Below are 16,723 nucleotides of genomic sequence, written 5' to 3'. Positions count from 1 at the left end.
CGTCATGGCCGGGCTTGACCCGGCCATCCACGTCTTGAGCTAGGCAAGACGTGGATGCCCGGCACAAGGCCGGGCATGACGGGCGGGATAGCGAAACGAACATCGACAGAAACGAAAGGGAGTACGCGCCGTGAAATCCACCCCGTTCGATCTCACAGGCCGAGTCGCCGTCATCACCGGCTCCAGCCGCGGCATCGGCCGCTCCTCGGCCGAATTGCTGGCGCGGCTTGGCGCCAAGGTCGTGATCTCCAGCCGCAAGGCCGACGCCTGCGAGGAAGTCGCCAGCGGCATCCGCAAGGAAGGCGGCGACGCCCATGTCATCGCCTGCAACATCTCGCGCCGCACGGAGGTCGAGGCGCTGATTTCGGGCTCAATCAAACACTACGGCAAGATCGACATCCTCGTCTGCAACGCCGCGGTCAATCCCTATTACGGCCCGCTGCTCGACATATCAGACGAGGCCTTCGACAAGATCATGGGCTCCAACGTTAAGAGCAACATCTGGCTGTGCGCGCTGGCGATCCCGCAAATGGCCGAACGCGGCGGCGGCTCGGTGGTGATCATCTCCTCGATCGGCGGCTTGCGCGGCTCGACTGTGATCGGCGCCTACGGAATTTCCAAGGCGGCGGATTTCGCGCTGTGCCGCAGCCTCGCCGGCGAATGGGGCCCGAAGGGCGTCCGCGTCAATTGCGTCGCGCCGGGCCTAGTCAAGACCGATTTCGCCCGTGCGCTGTGGGAGGACGAAGAGCGCCTAAAGCGCCGCTCCGCCACCACGCCGCTGCGGCGGATCGGCGAGCCCGACGAAATCGCCGGCGCGGTGGCCTATCTCGGCAGCGATGCCTCGAGCTTCATGACCGGCCAGACCATCGTCGTCGACGGCGGCGTGACGACAGCGTCGGTGTGATTCTTCCTCTTCCTGCGTTTTGTGCGGGAGGATTGGCAAGATGAAGCGCCATGCACAAAGCGCTCCCCTCCTCCCACGCGCATCGCGCGTGGTGGGGAGGGGTCGGGGGTGGGGGGTGCTTCAGCAAACTCGCTGCTAGCGGCGCTCGCTGATACGCCCCCCACCCCGACCCCTTAAGAGCGAGCTTCGCTCGTCTCGACCCCACCGCTGCGCGGGGGAGGGGAGCATCGCGTCATCATATTGACCTTCCCTTCCCAATCCGCTTGCCTTACCGCAACACCGCAAACAAATCCCGGGAAGCAACGCCAGGAAAAATATCATGTCTCATGTGCTGGCCATCGATCAGGGCACCACGTCCTCGCGCGCCATTGTGTTTCGGAGCGACATCTCCATCGCCGCGACTGCACAAGCTGAATTCCCGCAGCATTTTCCGGCGTCGGGCTGGGTCGAGCACGAGCCGGAGGACATCTGGACCTCGACCATCGCCACCTGCCGCGAGGCGCTGAAGAAAGCCGGCCTCGACGCCCGGGACATCGCCGCGATCGGCATCACCAACCAGCGCGAGACCACCGTGGTGTGGGATCGCGTCACCGGCCAGGCGGTGCATCGCGCCATCGTCTGGCAGGATCGCCGCACCGCCGACATCTGCGCGAGATTAAAGAGCGAAGGCCACGAGCCCGCGATCTCGGCCAAAACCGGCCTGATCATCGATCCCTATTTCTCCGGCACCAAGGTCGCCTGGATTCTCGATTCGATCCCCGGCGCGCGCGCCCGCGCCGAGCGCGGCGAGCTGATGTTCGGCACCGTAGACTGCTATCTGCTGTGGCGGCTGACCGGCGGCAAGGTGCATGCGACCGACGCCACCAACGCCTCGCGCACGCTGCTGTTCAACATCCACACCGGCGGGTGGGACGATGAGTTGCTGAAGATCCTGCGGGTGCCGCGCTCGATGCTCCCCGAGGTGAAGGACTCGTCCGCCGATTTCGGCGAGAGCCGGCCTGAATGGTTCGGCGGCGCGATCGCGATCCGCGGCATCGCCGGCGACCAGCAGGCCGCCACCATCGGCCAGGCTTGCTTTTCGCCGGGGATGATCAAGTCGACCTACGGCACCGGCTGCTTTGCCCTGCTCAACACCGGCACCACGCCGGTCAACTCGACGAACAAGCTCCTGACCACCATCGCCTATCAGCTCAACGGCCAGCGCACCTACGCGCTCGAAGGTTCGATCTTCGTCGCCGGCTCCGCGGTGCAGTGGTTGCGCGACGGCATCGGCCTCATCAAGAACGCCGCCGAGACCGGCCCGCTCGCCGACCAGTCCGACTCGACGCAGTCGGTCTATCTGGTCCCGGCCTTTGTCGGCATGGGCGCGCCGCACTGGAATCCGCGGGTGCGCGGCGCGCTGTTCGGGCTGACCCGCAACACCGGACCTGCCGAGATCGCCCATGCCGTGCTCGAGAGCGTCTGCTACCAGACCTGCGATCTGTGGGCGGCGATGCGCGCCGACTGGCCGGAGGCGGAAGCCGCCAACATCGTGCTGCGCGTCGACGGCGGCATGACCGTGTCGGACTGGACCATGCAGCGGCTCGCGGATCTGCTCGACGCGCCGGTCGATCGCCCGATGATCCAGGAAACCACCGCGCTCGGCGCCGCCTATCTCGCCGGGCTCGCGGCCGGCGTCTATCCGGAGCCATCAAAATTCGCCGACAACTGGCGGCTGGAGCATCGCTTCAAGCCCAACATGAGCCAGGCGACGCGCGAGCGGAAACTTAAGGGATGGGCGCGGGCGGTGAAGGGGCTGCTGGCCAGCGATGAGGGGGAGGCGCTTTAGCTACCTCACTTCTGTTCCCAGGGGCCAGAACAAGGGGAGGCGAAGAGGATCAAATCGCCTAGATGACTCTGGGGAGCGGCGTTCACAACCTGTTGAGCAGCCACAAGTGAAAGGCGCCGTCAATTGAGGCGGTCTTCAAATCACCGCGAACGCGAAAGCCGCTCCCAAAACGATCAGTGTATTTACGCCAGCGATCATGATGCCGAGAAAAACGCCGGCCATCAGCTCCTCGGACTCGAATTTGGCTTTTCTTCCGAACACGACCCTTCTCCGTACATTTGTCATATCAAGCACAAGATGGGCATTCGTTCCGAGGAAATGTCCGAAACCATACCTATGTATCTGGTTCCGAGACCATTCGATCAAATCAGGCCGTTGACTGGCTCAACCCAGTCACACTGAGGTGTGAAACGGGCCGGGTCCAAAAAGGACCACCCCTGGAATCGAACGGGACGGCCCCATCTGGCGGATGCGGCAGGTCCGGTAAAATGAAAGAGGCCGGCCAACCAAGGCGGCCTCTAAAGCCGAATTTAATGGCCTCGGCGAACAGCGAACCCACATCGGAAATCATGGCCGCCCCATTTCTCCCGGGGCTTCTAAAGTTCAGCTACAGATGCGACGGAACCGGAGCACTGCCGGCAGTCGCATGGAAAGCCGCCCGGCGTCGCGCCCGGGCGGTTTTTTCTGGTCTTGAGATCGGCCACTCGCAGATTAAAGGTCGGCCACTCGCAGATTAAAAAGCCACTGCTGATTTCTAAAATAGAATTTAGTGGGATCGGCGTTTTACGAACCTACATCCAGACTCGTGCCGGGCCGCCCCCGGCATATCTCAGTGAGACGGTCCCAGAGCCCCCGAGCTGGGGCCGTTTTCCTTTGGGGGCTAGGGGCGGGCGCTTTAGCACCCTCAATGTGGGATTGGTGATCACCGTGACGGGAGGTTGGTTCGGAGCCGCCTGCATGGGATTGTCCGTTTGCTGAAGTTGAAATTAGTGCGGCTCAACCAGCGTCGATGCGCGGGCGGGACCGATGGTCATTTCGGTTTCGACGGAGGCGCCGGACCGGCCGGTTCGTGCGGCCAATGGCGCAAGTGCATCGGAAAGGTCTGTCTGAGTGATCTGCTCGAGCGGCTTGCCGATTCCGACGGCCGCGGTTGGCCTTCTCGGATGCATGATGAGCACGATGGTCCGGGCGCTTCCGCAACCGGAATCGCCGCCATCGCGTTCGCTGATCGTGACGATCGTTTCATCATCGGCGCCGATGGCGATCCGGGCATGCTCTCTCAGTTGAAGCACCGCGTTCCATCGGTGGTTCGGCGCTTTTGGGAAGAAAAGAACTGCCATCTCGAACCCCCGGGCTCGAAGGCCTAAATCAGGAAGATGTTATGTTATAACATACCATCCGGACAGATCAATCAGCTTTGTTTGATCGTCTTGGGCATCGCAGGCAGGCTCCCTATCTCATTTTAAAGGCTGGAATGATGGGCTCGACGGGCGACCGAGCGTTCGCAAGGAGCGGCACCAATGGCCACATGTACCGAGAAACACCACGCCAACCACACGCACAACCATGGGCCGCATTGCGGACACACCGCGATCCGCCACGATGGCCATGTGGATTATCTTCACGACGGCCATCTCCACCACATGCACGGGGATCACGTGGACGAGCATGTCATCGCGGTGAACTCAACAAATCCCGCGCAGTGCACGCCTGAAGTGCACTGCTCACACGCCCACGGTCCAAACTGCGGACATCAACAGGTGCCGCATGGCGACCATATTGACTATCTTGTGGACGGCCGGCTGCACCATCCGCACGGTGGTCATTGCGACGATCACGGGCCCGTGCAGCTAGCCTGAGGGCTGATGGTCGTACCGCACGACCTCGTTCATTTCCGTTTTGGCTCATTCGCGCCGTTTGGCAGGCGGCGAATGAGACCAGAGAGTGCCGCTCTTCACCTCACCCCGCTTGCGTGGAGAGGTAAAGGGAGCGAACTGATTTGCCCGTCAGGCTTGCTCCGCGATTTCGTGTCCAGCCCCTTTTGAAAAATATTCGGATTTTCCGAAGACCCAAATCAGTTGTATATCTCTGGCCGTCCCGTCCCACTCAGAGGGGCGGCTCGCGACGTCACGGACGCGGGGCGGGATGCGGTGGACGCGGCGGCGCGCTTGACGGGCGTTGCTTGCAGCGGACGGCGAAGACGTGTGGTCCTGACACCCCGACGCTGGTGTCAAGTTTTGCGGATTAATCCGCGTAACGACGGTGGCAAGAAAGCCGATCACCGGGGAGAGCACGGTATAAGCCGTAAACCATTGCGTGCGGGAATGTCGGGTGTTTTCCGATGGCTCGCTGTGAATACTCGTGTGCATACTTACTACCCCATGCGCACACGAGGCTGCGGGTGCATCGGGCGCCCGGCATTCCCCACGCCCTCTGGTCAAGAGGGCGGAGATTAATTGCAAACCTCGGGCGCGTCGCGCCGCGAGATCGCGAAGGTGTGTTCGCATTCGCCGTCATTGCGAGCGAAGCGAAGCAATCCACTCTTTCTTTCTTGCTGTACTATGGATTGCTTCGCTTCGCTCGCAATGACGGTCTTACAATCATTTTTGCGCCTTGGCTGTTTGAAAAATTGAATCCGATATCGGCGGTGCCAAAAGCCGGGCGGCCTTCACCTCTCCCCTTGTGGGAGAGGTCGGATCGCATCGTCAGATGCGATCCGGGTGAGGGGTTACGGACTATCGATAGACCGCAACCCCTCACCCCAACCCTAGAGAGCGAGCTTCGCTCGTCTCGATCCCACAAGGGGCAGAGGGAGCTCACCGCCGTTGCCGGAACACTGGGTGTTTCAGTCATGGATTGCATCGCGGAGCCTATCATCGGGCGCGCATTCGCGCGAGCCGTTGGCTCGCGATGATGGTATTGGATGTCGCGGCATTTTTCCTTCTCCCCTTGTGGGAGAAGGTGGCCACAGGCGGCCCTCGGCCGCCGTTCTTCGTGGGTACGCCGGTGCTTTGCGCCGGCTACGCGAAGTCCGTGCCGGATGAGGGGTCTGCATCCGCGAAGAGGACCCCTCACCCGTCTCGAATTCGCTTCGCTCATTCGAGCCACCCTCTCCCACAAGGGGAGAGGGAAGAAGGTTCGAGCCTACCCGGCCCTCGCGGCCTTCTTGCGATATGCCAGATGCACCGCGCAATTGCACCCCGGCGGGTGCGCGGCCATTTCTTTCGAGGCGACATCGTTCGCCGGCACCGCCGATATCGGCGCCAGTGTCGGCATCGCCTCCTTGACGCGGCGATCCTGCGCGGACTGATCCTGCGTCGGAATATAGTTCAAAACCGGCGCCAGCCAGCGCTCGGCTTCCGCCACGCTCCAGCCTTTGCGCGCGGCGTAATCCTCGACCTGGTCGCGCTCGATCTTGCCGACGCCGAAATAGAAACTCTCGGGATGGCTGAAGTAGAGTCCGGATACCGACGAGCCCGGCCACATCGCATAGCTCTCGGTCAGCGTGACGCCGGCGGTCTTTTCCGCATCGAGCAGGGCAAACAGCGTGCCCTTCTCGGTGTGATCGGGCTGCGCGGGATAGCCGGGCGCGGGGCGAATGCCGGCGTATTGTTCGAGGATCAGCTGATCGGGCGTCAGCGCTTCATCCGGCGCATAGCCCCAGAATTCGCGGCGCACGCGCGCATGCATCCGCTCGGCAAAGGCTTCCGCCAGACGATCCGCCAGCGCCTTGCACAGGATCGAGGAGTAATCGTCATTGGCATTCTTGAAACGGTCGGCGATCACGTCCTCGCCGATCCCGGCGGTGACCACGAAGGCGCCGATATAGTCGGGCACGCCGGACGACACGGGCGCGATGAAATCCGACAGCGCGGCATTGAAGCGGCCTTCGCGCTTTTCCAGTTGCTGGCGCAGCGTATGAAACGTCGCGATCTGTTGTCGGCGGCTGTCGTCGGCATAGACCACGATGTCGTCGCCGTCGGCGTTGGCCGGCCAGAAGCCGATGGTGGCCTGCGCCTTGAACCAGTTCTCCTTGACAATGAGATCGAGCATCTTGCGGGCGTCGTCGTACAGCGCGCGCGCGACCTCGCCGACCTTCTCGTCGTCGAGAATGGCGGGGAAACGCCCGGTCAATTCCCAGGTCTGGAAGAACGGCGTCCAGTCGATGTATTCGGCGAGTTCGGCGAGATTGTAGTCGGCAAAACTCCTTATGCCGAGAAACGCCGGCCGCTTCGGCGGCGCCTTGGCAAAATCAATGACAACCGCGTTGGCGCGGGCGTCAGCGAGCCTGAGCCGCCTCTTGTCGGCTTGGGCGCGGAAATGCGCCGCGGAAATTTTGGCGTAGTCGGCGCGCACCTCGGCGGCATAGGCCTCGCGCCGCTCCGGCGACAGCAGCGACGAGGCGACGCCGACGGCGCGGCTGGCGTCATTGACATGCACCACCGGTCCGCCGCGATAGTTCGGGTCGATCTTGACGGCGGTATGGACCCGGCTGGTGGTGGCGCCGCCGATCAAGAGCGGCACCGTCATGCCCTGGCGTTCCAGTTCGCTGGCGAGAAAACTCATCTCGTCGAGCGACGGCGTGATCAGGCCGGACAGTCCGATGATATCGGCGCCCTCGGCTTTCGCGGTCTCGATGATTTTTGCCGCCGGCACCATGACGCCGAGGTCGATGACTTCAAAGTTGTTACATTGCAGCACGATGCCGACGATGTTCTTGCCGATGTCGTGGACGTCGCCCTTGACGGTGGCGAGCACGATCTTGCCGGCGGAGCTGCGGCCATCGCCGGCGATCCCGTTGGCGAGGTTGCGCGCCTTTTCCTGTTCCATGAACGGCATCAGATAGGCGACGGCCTGCTTCATGACGCGGGCGGATTTCACCACCTGCGGCAAAAACATTTTGCCGTCGCCGAAGAGGTCGCCGACGATGTTCATGCCGGCCATCAGCGGGCCTTCGATCACGTTGAGCGGGCGCTCGACCAGCTGTCGGGCGGCCTCGGTATCGGCCTCGATGAATTCGGTGATGCCGTGCACCAGCGCGTGGGACAGCCGCTTCTCGACCGGCCATTCGCGCCAGGCCAGATCCTGCTCCTTGGTCTGCTTCTCCTTGCCGCGGAATTTTTCCGCCAGCGCCAGCAGCCGTTCGGAGGCGCCGGGATCACGGTTGAGGATGACGTCCTCGCAGGTCTGGCGCAGCTCGGGATCGATGTCGTCATAGACGATCATCTGCCCGGCATTGACGATGCCCATGTCCATGCCGGCATGAATCGCATGATACAGGAACACCGAATGCATGGCCTCGCGCACCGGCTCGTTGCCGCGGAACGAGAACGACAGGTTGGAGACGCCGCCGGAGATATGGGCGTGCGGCAGGTTCTGGCGGATCCAGCGCGTCGCCTCGATGAAGTCGACGCCGTAATTGTTGTGCTCCTCGAGTCCGGTCGCGATCGCAAAGATATTGGGATCGAAGATGATGTCTTCGGGCGGAAAATTCAGTTGCCCGACCAGGATGTCGTAGGCGCGCTTGCAGATCTCGGTCTTGCGCGCAAACGTGTCGGCCTGGCCTTGTTCGTCGAACGCCATCACCACCACGGCGGCGCCGTGACGCCGCGCGATGGTGGCCTCGTGGATGAATTTTTTCTCGCCTTCCTTCATCGAGATCGAGTTCACCACCGGCTTGCCCTGAACGCATTTCAGGCCGGCTTCGATCACGGCGAATTTCGAGGAATCCACCATGACAGGGACGCGGGCGATATCGGGCTCGGCGGCGACCAGGTTGAGGAACGTCACCATCGCCGCTTCCGAATCCAGCAGCCCTTCGTCCATGTTGACGTCGATGATCTGGGCGCCGTTCTCGACCTGGTCGCGCGCCACCTGAAGTGCCGCGGTGTAATCGCCGGCGGTGACCAGTTTGCGGAATTTGGCCGACCCGGTGACGTTGGTGCGTTCGCCGACGTTGACGAAGGGAATCGCGGGCGTCAGTTCGAACGGCTCCAGGCCGGAAAGCCTCAGGCGAGGCGCGATTTCGGGGACCGCGCGCGGCCGATGCGGCGCGACCGCCGCGGCAATCGCGGCGATATGATCAGGCGTGGTGCCGCAGCAGCCGCCGACCACGTTGACCAGGCCGGCTTGGGCGAATTCGCCGATCAGGCGCGCCATATATTCCGGGCTCTCGTCGTACTGGCCGAATTCGTTGGGCAGTCCGGCATTCGGATAGGCGCACACCAGCGTGTCGGCGACGCGGCCGATATCGGCGATGTGGGCGCGCAGATCCTCGGCGCCCAGCGCGCAGTTGAAGCCGATGGTGATCGGCTTGGCATGCCGCACCGAATTCCAGAACGCTTCCGGCAATTGCCCCGACAGCAGGCGCCCGGACTTGTCGGTGATGGTGCCCGAGATCATCACGGGCACGTCGATGCCGCGCGCCTCGCATATCTCCGAGATGGTGTAGAGCGCCGCCTTGGCGTTGAGGGTATCGAAGATGGTCTCGACCAGCAGCAGGTCGGCGCCGCCGTCGAGCAGGCCCTTGATCTGCTCGCCATAGGCCGTGCGCAGATCGTCGAAGGTGACGGCGCGGAAACCGGGGCTGGAAACATCCGGCGAGATCGACGCGGTGCGGTTGGTCGGGCCGATGGCGCCGGCGACGAATCGCGGTTTGCCGTCCTCGGCCGTGACCCGTTCGGCGGCGGCGCGGGCAAGTCGCGCGCCTTCCAGATTCATCTCATAGGCAATGCCGGAGAGATCGTAGTCGGCCTGCGCGATCGAGGTCGAGGAAAACGTATTGGTGGCGACGATGTCGGCGCCGGCGCGCAAATAGGCGGCGTGGATGTTCTCGATCGCCTTTGGCTGGGTCAGGATCAAGAGGTCGTTGTTGCCGCGCAGGTCGCGGTTGAAATCCCTGAAGCGCTCGCCGCGAAACGCCGCCTCGTCGTATTCCAGCCCCTGGATCATGGTGCCCATGGCGCCGTCGAGCACCAGGATGCGCTCACGCGCAGCCGCAATCAGGGCGGTTCGTTTGGGAGAAACAGCAACAGTCATCGGATCAGGCGGCTTTCTGTGCGCCATGCGGCCGTAGGCCGAGCAGATGGCTGATGGCGAACACCAGGTCGGCGCGGTTCATGGTGTAGAAATGAAAGGTATCGACGCCGTGCTTGGCGAGTTTTTGCACCTGGCCGGCCGCGACGGCGGCCGCCACCAGCTTGCGGGTTTCGGGATCGTCGTCGAGGCCGTCGAATTTTTCGGCGAGCCAGTCCGGCATGCTGGCGCCGGTACGCTTGGCGAAATTGGCGGCCTGCTTGAAATTCTGCACCGGCAGAATCCCCGGCACGATCGGAATCCCGATGCCGCGCGCCCGCACCCGGTCGAGGTAACGGAAGTAGAGATCGTTATCGAAGAAGAATTGCGTGATCGCCCGGGTGGCGCCGGCATCGACCTTGGCCTCGAGCATGTCGATATCGGCATCGAAACTCGGGCTCTCCGGGTGCTTTTCCGGATAGGCCGAAACCGTCACCTCGATATCGCCGTGGCGGCGCCTGATCGCGGCGACGAGATCGGCCGAACTGCGATAGCCCTGCGGGTGCGGCGCGTAGACGCCGCCGAGTCCGCTGGTGGGATCGCCGCGCAACGCCACGATATGGCGGACGCCGACCTCGTGATAGTGCGCGACCACGTCATCGACGTCGGCGCAGGGCGCGTCGACGCAGGTGAGATGCGCGGCCGGGGTCAGCCTGGTCTCGGTAAGGATGCGGGCAATGGTGGAATGGGTGCGCTCGCGGGTCGAACCGCCGGCGCCATAGGTTACCGAGACGAAGTTGGGCGCGAGCGGCGCGAGGCGCTTGATGGTCTCCCAAAGATTGCGCTCCATCTCCTCGGTCTTCGGCGGGAAGAACTCGAAGGAGATCGCCGGCGCCTTGAGCGCGCGGTGGCTATCGGACGCGGGGGGCGTAACCTCGGTCATGGCACCACAAACTCCACTTCGGGTCGTACGGACGTCCGGCTTAGCTGCAATGCGCTAAAATAGGTCAAACGTGGCTGCCAAAACAGCCCATTGAGGATGGGAAATTGCCCAATATATGTATGAAATCTATAATATTCGGCCGTTTATTGAGCGGGTGGGCAGCGGTTTGAAGGGCTTGTTTCAGGTGTCGATGTCGAGAGATAACCCAATAAATGTTGAATTTTATGCAGATGACGGTTGGACCGGGCGCCTCCGAATGCGGCTGTGGGTAGCATACTTATACCCGGGAAAATGCTGTTTCCGTCCCACCCACCCTTCGGTCGCTGAACCGGCGGCGCCTCGCCCAGCCAGGGCGGGTGATGTGCGCGGCCGGGCCTTTGTGGGCCGGCCATGGGGCATTAGGTTAAACCCATGATTCCTCTCTCCATCCTCGACCTCTCGGTGGTCACCACCGGCACCAAGCCCGCCGCGGCACTGCGCAACAGCATCGATCTGGCGCGCCACGCCGACGCGCTGGGCTATGTCCGCTACTGGCTGGCCGAACATCACAACCTAGCTTCCGTGGCGAGCCCGGCGCCCGATCTCATGATCGGGCAGATCGCCGCGGTGACGAGCCGGATCCGGGTCGGCTCCGGCGGCGTGATGCTGCCGAACCATGCGCCGCTGATGGTGGCGGAACGCTTCAAGATGCTGGAGGCGCTATTCCCCGGCCGGATCGATCTCGGCCTCGGCCGCGCGCCGGGCACGGACGGCGCCACCGCGCACGCGCTGCGCAGCCGGCTCGATCGCCGCGAGGGCGATGACTTTCTCGAGCGGCTGCAGGAGTTGATCCTGTGGGAGACCCGCGGCTTTCCGCCCGGCCATCCCTACAACAACGTGGTGGCGATGCCCGACGACGTGCCGCTGCCGCCGATCTGGCTGCTCGGCTCCAGCGACTACAGCTCGGAACTGGCGGCCCAGGTCGGGATGGGTTTCGCCTTCGCGCATCATTTTGCTTCGTATGATGCGATCGCGGCGTTGACCAATTACCGCGCGCATTTCACGCCATCGGGCTGGCGCGCGACGCCGCACGGCATTCTCGCCGTCGCCGCAATTGCCGCCGAGACCGACGCGGAAGCCGAGCGTCTGGCATCCTCGATGGACCTCAACCGCCTGCGCCGGGACCGCGGCCAGTACCTGCCGCTGCCCAGCGTCGAGGAGGCGCTGGCCTATCCCTACACCGACAGCGAGCGCGCCTCGATCGCCCGCAACCGCTCGCGGCTGTTCGTCGGCAGCCCCGCGACGGTGATGGCGAAGCTGCAGCCGATGATCACGGCAAGCCAAGCCGACGAACTGATGATCATCACCGCGGTCTACGATCACGAGGCGCGGAAGAAATCCTATCAATTGCTGGCGGATGCGTTCGGGCTGGGGAAGAAAGCGGCGGCGTAAATTATACGCCGTCATTCCGGGGCAGCCCGCAGGGCTGAACCCGGAATCTCGAGATTCCGGGTTCGACGCTATGCGTCGCCCCGGAATGACGGTTTCGAAATTACTCCTGCTTCTCGCTGAACGTCGCGCGGAACGGATGCCCGGGATACACGCCCACAATCCGAAACTCGCGCGAGAAGAATTTCAGCTCCTCCAGCGCAAAGGCGAGGTTCCTGTCCTCGGGATGACCATCGACGTCGGCGTAGAATTGGGTGGCGAAGAAATTGCCGTCGACCATGTAGCTTTCGAGCTTGGTCATGTTGACGCCGTTGGTGGCAAAGCCGCCCATCGCCTTGTAGAGCGCGGCCGGCAGATTGCGCACCCGGAAGACAAAAGTGGTGACCAGCGGCCCGGATCCCTGGACCGCCCATTTCGCCTGGCGCGCCAGCACCACGAAACGCGTGGTGTTGTGGGCCTCGTCCTCGACGTCCTCGGCCAGGATATCGAGGCCGTAGATATCGGCGGCGAGCCGCGAGGCGATCGCGGCGCGGCTCTTGTCGCCGCGCTCGGCGACGACGCGCGCGGATCCCGCGGTATCGGCGGCGACGACCGGGTGGATGCCGAGCTTGCGGATGATGCGGCGGCACTGCCCGAGCGCATGGACGTGGCTCTCCACCGTCTTGATATCGGCCAGCTTGGCGCCGCGCGGCGCCATCAGCTGATGGCGGATCGGCAAGAACCATTCGCCGACGATGAACAGGCCGGATTGCGGCAAGAGATGATGGATGTCGGCGACGCGGCCGGCGACCGAGTTTTCGATCGGGATCATGCCGAGATCCGCCTCGCCCGAAGCGATCGCGGCCAGCGCGTCCTCGAAGGTCGGGCAGGGCAGCGGCTCGGCGTCGGGATAGGCTTCGGCAATGGCGATGTGGGAATTCGCGCCCGGCTCGCCCTGGAATGCGATTTTCATGGCTTTTGTCATGGCGCCTTGTATCAGCCGCTCAGGTTTTGGCCAGTATGCGCCGGGCGGTCTCAAGATCGGCCGGCGTATCGACGCCGCGCGGCACGGTGTCCACGATGGTCACATCGATCCGCATCCCGGCCTCGAGCGCCCGCAACTGTTCGAGCTTTTCCTGCCGTTCCAGCGGCGAGGGGGGCAGCGCCACGAAACGCTCCAGCGCCGCGCGGCGATAGGCATAGAGCCCGATATGATGGTAGCGCGGCCCGTCGCCCCAGGGGGCGGTGGCGCGGGTGAAGTAAAGTGCCCGCAGCCGCTGCGCGCTCACAATCGAGCCGACCATCTTCACCACATTCGGATTGGTGTCCTCCTCCGCGCTGTGGATTTCGGCGGCCAGCGTTGCGATATCGACCGTGGGGTCGGCCAGCGGGCCGAGCACGCTGCGGATATTGTCGGGCAGGATGGTCGGAAAATCGCCCTGCAGATTGACCACGAATTCGGCGTCGCCCCCTGGATCGAGCTTGCCGAGTGCCTCGTAAACCCGGTCCGACCCGGACGGATGGTCGGAGCAGGTCATGACGGCTTCCCCGCCATGGGCGGTCACCGCCGCGGCGATCTCCGGCGTGTCGGTGGCGACCGCCACGCGGCCGATTTGCGCGGCCTCGGCCCGGCGCAGCACATGGACGATCATCGGCAGCCCGGCAATATCCAGCAGCGGTTTGCCGGGCAGGCGGGTCGCCGCCATGCGGGCGGGAATCAGCACAAGAGTGCGGGTTTCGGTCATCGGAATGAGGTCTGGACCCGGCAGCCGACGAGCCGGAAATGACGGGGATCGGCGGATAGTTGGCGCATTTATACGGGTTGCCAGAGCACGGGCAAACCGATATCTCATCCTGGCTCGGGTGCGGTGCGAAAGCCTGATTCCTGATGCTTATCCGCGGCCGTTTCTCTCCGGCCTGAACGTCGACCTTCCGGCCTGGAGCCTGATCCAAAAATGGACTCCTTCGAACTCAATAAAATTCTCGGTGCCATCCTCGGCACCTGCCTTGTTCTGCTCGTGACGAGCTTCACCGCCAACGCGCTTTTCGCACCGAAGATGCCGGAAAAGCCGGGTTTTGAAATCGCCGTCAAGGAAGCACCCGAAGGCGGCGCCAAGGAAGCCGCTGCCCCGCCGTCGGAGCCGATCGAGAAGCTGTTGCAGACCGCTTCCGTCGAGAAGGGCGCTGCCGCGGCCAAGAAATGCGCCGCCTGCCACACCTTCGAGAAGGGCGGCCCCAACCGCGTCGGTCCGAATCTTTACGGGATCGTCGGCGACGCCAGAGGCGTGGATCGCGGCGGGTTCAATTTCTCGGCGGCCATGAAGGCCAAGGGCGGCAACTGGACCTATGACGACCTCAACAAGTTCATCGCCAATCCCAAGGGTTTTATCCCAGGCACGGCGATGGGTTTTGCCGGCATTCCGAAGGACAGCGAGCGCGCTGACGTGATCGATTATCTGCACACGCTGTCGGATAATCCGGTTCCGCTGCCGACGGCGGCGAAGTAACGGCCCTCGGCCCCCAATGAATTTCGTCACAAACGGCCGGGCCATTGCCCGGCCGTTTTGCTGTGGCGGTCCCCGACGCCTGATCGGGACGTTTCGCCGCAGCCGGGTCATTCACAAGCTAGTATCATGAGGAAAAAGCAACATAATCGGTCGAAACCTTGCCTTATATTGCGTCCCTAGTTGGTGTTTCCGTAAAGCTACAGGAATGGTTCATTTGGCAATTACCCGACGACATCTGCTGCAAAGCGGCGCCTTCGCCGCAGTCGCCCCGGCTCTCGCATCCGGCCTGCCGGCAGTCAGCCCGGCGCAAGCGCAAACGGCAGCCGGCGAGCCGGTCTGGCGGCACGCTCTGTCGCTGTTCGGCGACATCAAATACCCCGCCGACTTCAAGCGCTTCGACTACGTCAATCCGGATGCCCCCAAAGGCGGCGTCGCCCGCATGATAGCGATCGGCACCTTCGACAATTTCAACATCGCGGTTGCCGGCGTCAAAGGCACGATCGCGCCAGCCGCCGCGCTGATCAACGAAACGCTGATGACGCGGTCGCAGGACGAGGTCGTCACGGAATATGGCTTGCTGGCGGAATCAGCCTCCCATCCCGACGATTTTGCCTGGGTGACCTATCGGCTTCGCAAGGAAGCCCGCTGGCATGACGGCAAACCGGTGACGCCGGAGGACGTTATTTTCTCGCTCGAGGTGCTGAAGAAATACAGCCCGATGTACGCCTCCTACTATCGTCACGTCGTGAAGACCGAAAAGACCGGCGAGCGCGACATCAAATTCAGCTTCGACGCTCCCGGCAATCGCGAACTGCCGACCATTGTCGGTGAATTGCAGGTGCTGCCGAAACATTACTGGGAAGGCACCGACAGCCAGGGCCACCCGCGCGACATCTCGGCAACGACGCTGGAACCGCCGCTCGGTTCCGGCCCCTACCGCATCAAGGAATTCGTCGCCGCGCGATCGGTCAGGCTGGAGCGGGTGAAGGATTATTGGGGCGCCAACCTGCCGGCGCAGATCGGCCAGAATAATTTCGACGAAATGCGCTTCGAGTTTTTTCGCGACAATACGGTTGCGCTCGAAGCGTTCAAGGCCGATCAGGCCGACTGGATCAGCGAGAATTCGGCCAAGCAATGGGCCACCCAGTATGATTTTCCGGCGGTCGCCGAAAAGCGCGTGGTCAAGGAAGAATTCCCGATCAACGATTCCGGCCGGATGCAGGGCTTCGTGTTCAACCTTCGCCGCGACCAGTTCAAGGACGCCCGGCTGCGCCGCGCCTTCAATTTCGCCTACGATTTCGAGGAGATGAACAAGCAGCTGTTCTATGGGCAGTACAAGCGCATCGACAGCTATTTCGACGGAACCGAGTTGGCCTCTTCCGGTCTGCCGGAGGGGCAGGAACTGCAGCTTCTCGAAACCGTGCGCGACAAGGTGCCGGCGGAAGTCTTCACCACGCCCTATACCAATCCGGTCGGCGGCAATCCGGAAGCCGTGCGCGCCAATTTGCGCGAGAGCATGAGGCTCCTGAAGGAGGCCGGATACGACGTACGCGACCGCAAGCTCACGGACGCCGCCGGCAAGCCGGTTAGCCTCGAGATTCTGGTGCAGGATCCCTCCGGGGAGCGCATCGCGCTGTTTTACAAGCCGTCGCTGGAACGCATCGGCGTCAACGCCTCGATCCGCATCGTCGATGATGCGCAATACCAGAACCGGCTGCGCAGCTTCGATTTCGATATGATCATCGATGTCTTTCCGGAGTCGCTGTCGCCCGGCAACGAGCAGCGCGAATTCTGGGGGTCGCAGACCGCCGACCAGCCTGGCTCGAGAAACACCATCGGCATCAAGAATCCGGCGGTCGACACACTGATCGACAAGGTGATCTTCGCCAAGGATCGCGCTGGCCTGGTGGCCGCTACCAAGGCGCTCGATCGCGTGCTGCTGTGGAATTTTTATGTCGTGCCGCAATTCACCTATGGCTTTTCGCGCTATGCGCGCTGGGACCGCTTCAGCCATGCCGAGCCGCTGCCGAAATACGGCCATTCCGGTCTGCCGTCATTGTGGTGGTACGATGCCGACAAGGCCGCCAGGATCGGCAAGCGGTCTTGAGGGATTTTCCCCG

General features: G+C 63.1%; 12 protein-coding genes. 6 read left to right on the top strand and 6 right to left on the bottom strand.

What is annotated here, in order from left to right; translation table 11 throughout:
* The first annotated feature begins 130 nt into the window (after positions 1-130).
* Both B5527_RS35555 and glpK read left to right on the top strand, forming a co-directional pair.
* Positions 131-904: an SDR family NAD(P)-dependent oxidoreductase gene (locus B5527_RS35555; RefSeq protein ID WP_079605651.1), complete on the top strand. Its 774-nt coding sequence runs from the start codon at positions 131-133 to the stop codon at positions 902-904.
* A gap of 319 nt (positions 905-1,223) precedes the next feature.
* Positions 1,224-2,732 (top strand): glycerol kinase GlpK, encoded by a 1,509-nt coding sequence (gene glpK / locus B5527_RS35550; RefSeq protein WP_079605650.1) that lies wholly within the window; start codon positions 1,224-1,226, stop codon positions 2,730-2,732.
* Positions 2,733-2,867: 135 nt separating this feature from the next.
* Here the strand turns inward: glpK and B5527_RS47225 are convergent, their stop codons facing one another.
* Together B5527_RS47225 and B5527_RS35545 are read right to left on the bottom strand one after the other, a co-directional pair.
* A complete protein-coding gene (locus tag B5527_RS47225; protein WP_276329293.1) occupies positions 2,868-2,993 on the bottom strand; it encodes a hypothetical protein in 126 nt (41 codons plus the stop codon).
* 725 nt (positions 2,994-3,718) lie between these two features.
* Positions 3,719-4,072 carry a hypothetical protein gene (locus tag B5527_RS35545; RefSeq protein ID WP_079605649.1) on the bottom strand — a complete coding sequence of 118 codons (354 nt, stop codon included), beginning with the start codon at positions 4,070-4,072 and terminating at the stop codon, positions 3,719-3,721.
* A 180-nt stretch (positions 4,073-4,252) separates the two neighbouring features.
* Between B5527_RS35545 and B5527_RS35540 the strand changes: the two genes are divergently transcribed.
* Positions 4,253-4,591 carry a hypothetical protein gene (locus B5527_RS35540; RefSeq protein WP_079605648.1) on the top strand — a complete coding sequence of 113 codons (339 nt, stop codon included), beginning with the start codon at positions 4,253-4,255 and terminating at the stop codon, positions 4,589-4,591.
* Between the two features lie 1,285 nt (positions 4,592-5,876).
* On the opposite strand, the gene metH is transcribed toward B5527_RS35540, so the two are convergent.
* Together metH and metF are read right to left on the bottom strand one after the other, a co-directional pair.
* Positions 5,877-9,770 (bottom strand): methionine synthase, encoded by a 3,894-nt coding sequence (metH, locus tag B5527_RS35535; RefSeq protein ID WP_079607762.1) that lies wholly within the window; start codon positions 9,768-9,770, stop codon positions 5,877-5,879.
* 4 nt (positions 9,771-9,774) lie between these two features.
* Positions 9,775-10,689 carry a methylenetetrahydrofolate reductase [NAD(P)H] gene (metF, locus tag B5527_RS35530; RefSeq protein ID WP_079605647.1) on the bottom strand — a complete coding sequence of 305 codons (915 nt, stop codon included), beginning with the start codon at positions 10,687-10,689 and terminating at the stop codon, positions 9,775-9,777.
* A 411-nt stretch (positions 10,690-11,100) separates the two neighbouring features.
* On the opposite strand from metF, the gene B5527_RS35525 reads away from it, so the two are divergent.
* A complete protein-coding gene (locus B5527_RS35525) occupies positions 11,101-12,120 on the top strand; it encodes an LLM class flavin-dependent oxidoreductase (RefSeq protein WP_079605646.1) in 1,020 nt (339 codons plus the stop codon).
* A gap of 100 nt (positions 12,121-12,220) precedes the next feature.
* On the opposite strand, the gene B5527_RS35520 is transcribed toward B5527_RS35525, so the two are convergent.
* Positions 12,221-13,081, bottom strand: coding sequence for a prephenate dehydratase (locus B5527_RS35520; RefSeq protein WP_079605645.1), 861 nt, complete (start codon positions 13,079-13,081; stop codon positions 12,221-12,223).
* A 19-nt stretch (positions 13,082-13,100) separates the two neighbouring features.
* A complete protein-coding gene (locus tag B5527_RS35515) occupies positions 13,101-13,841 on the bottom strand; it encodes a 3-deoxy-manno-octulosonate cytidylyltransferase (RefSeq protein ID WP_079605644.1) in 741 nt (246 codons plus the stop codon).
* 210 nt (positions 13,842-14,051) lie between these two features.
* Between B5527_RS35515 and B5527_RS35510 the strand changes: the two genes are divergently transcribed.
* Together B5527_RS35510 and B5527_RS35505 are read left to right on the top strand one after the other, a co-directional pair.
* Positions 14,052-14,603 (top strand): c-type cytochrome, encoded by a 552-nt coding sequence (locus B5527_RS35510; protein ID WP_079605643.1) that lies wholly within the window; start codon positions 14,052-14,054, stop codon positions 14,601-14,603.
* Positions 14,604-14,817: 214 nt separating this feature from the next.
* Positions 14,818-16,710 (top strand): extracellular solute-binding protein, encoded by a 1,893-nt coding sequence (locus tag B5527_RS35505; RefSeq protein WP_172842761.1) that lies wholly within the window; start codon positions 14,818-14,820, stop codon positions 16,708-16,710.
* Positions 16,711-16,723: the final 13 nt, after the last annotated feature.

This window comes from Bradyrhizobium erythrophlei, assembly GCF_900129425.1.
GTDB lineage: Bacteria > Pseudomonadota > Alphaproteobacteria > Rhizobiales > Xanthobacteraceae > Bradyrhizobium > Bradyrhizobium erythrophlei_C.
Note: the sequence above shows the minus strand (reverse complement) of the source record. Positions and strands in the feature narration are given on the sequence as shown.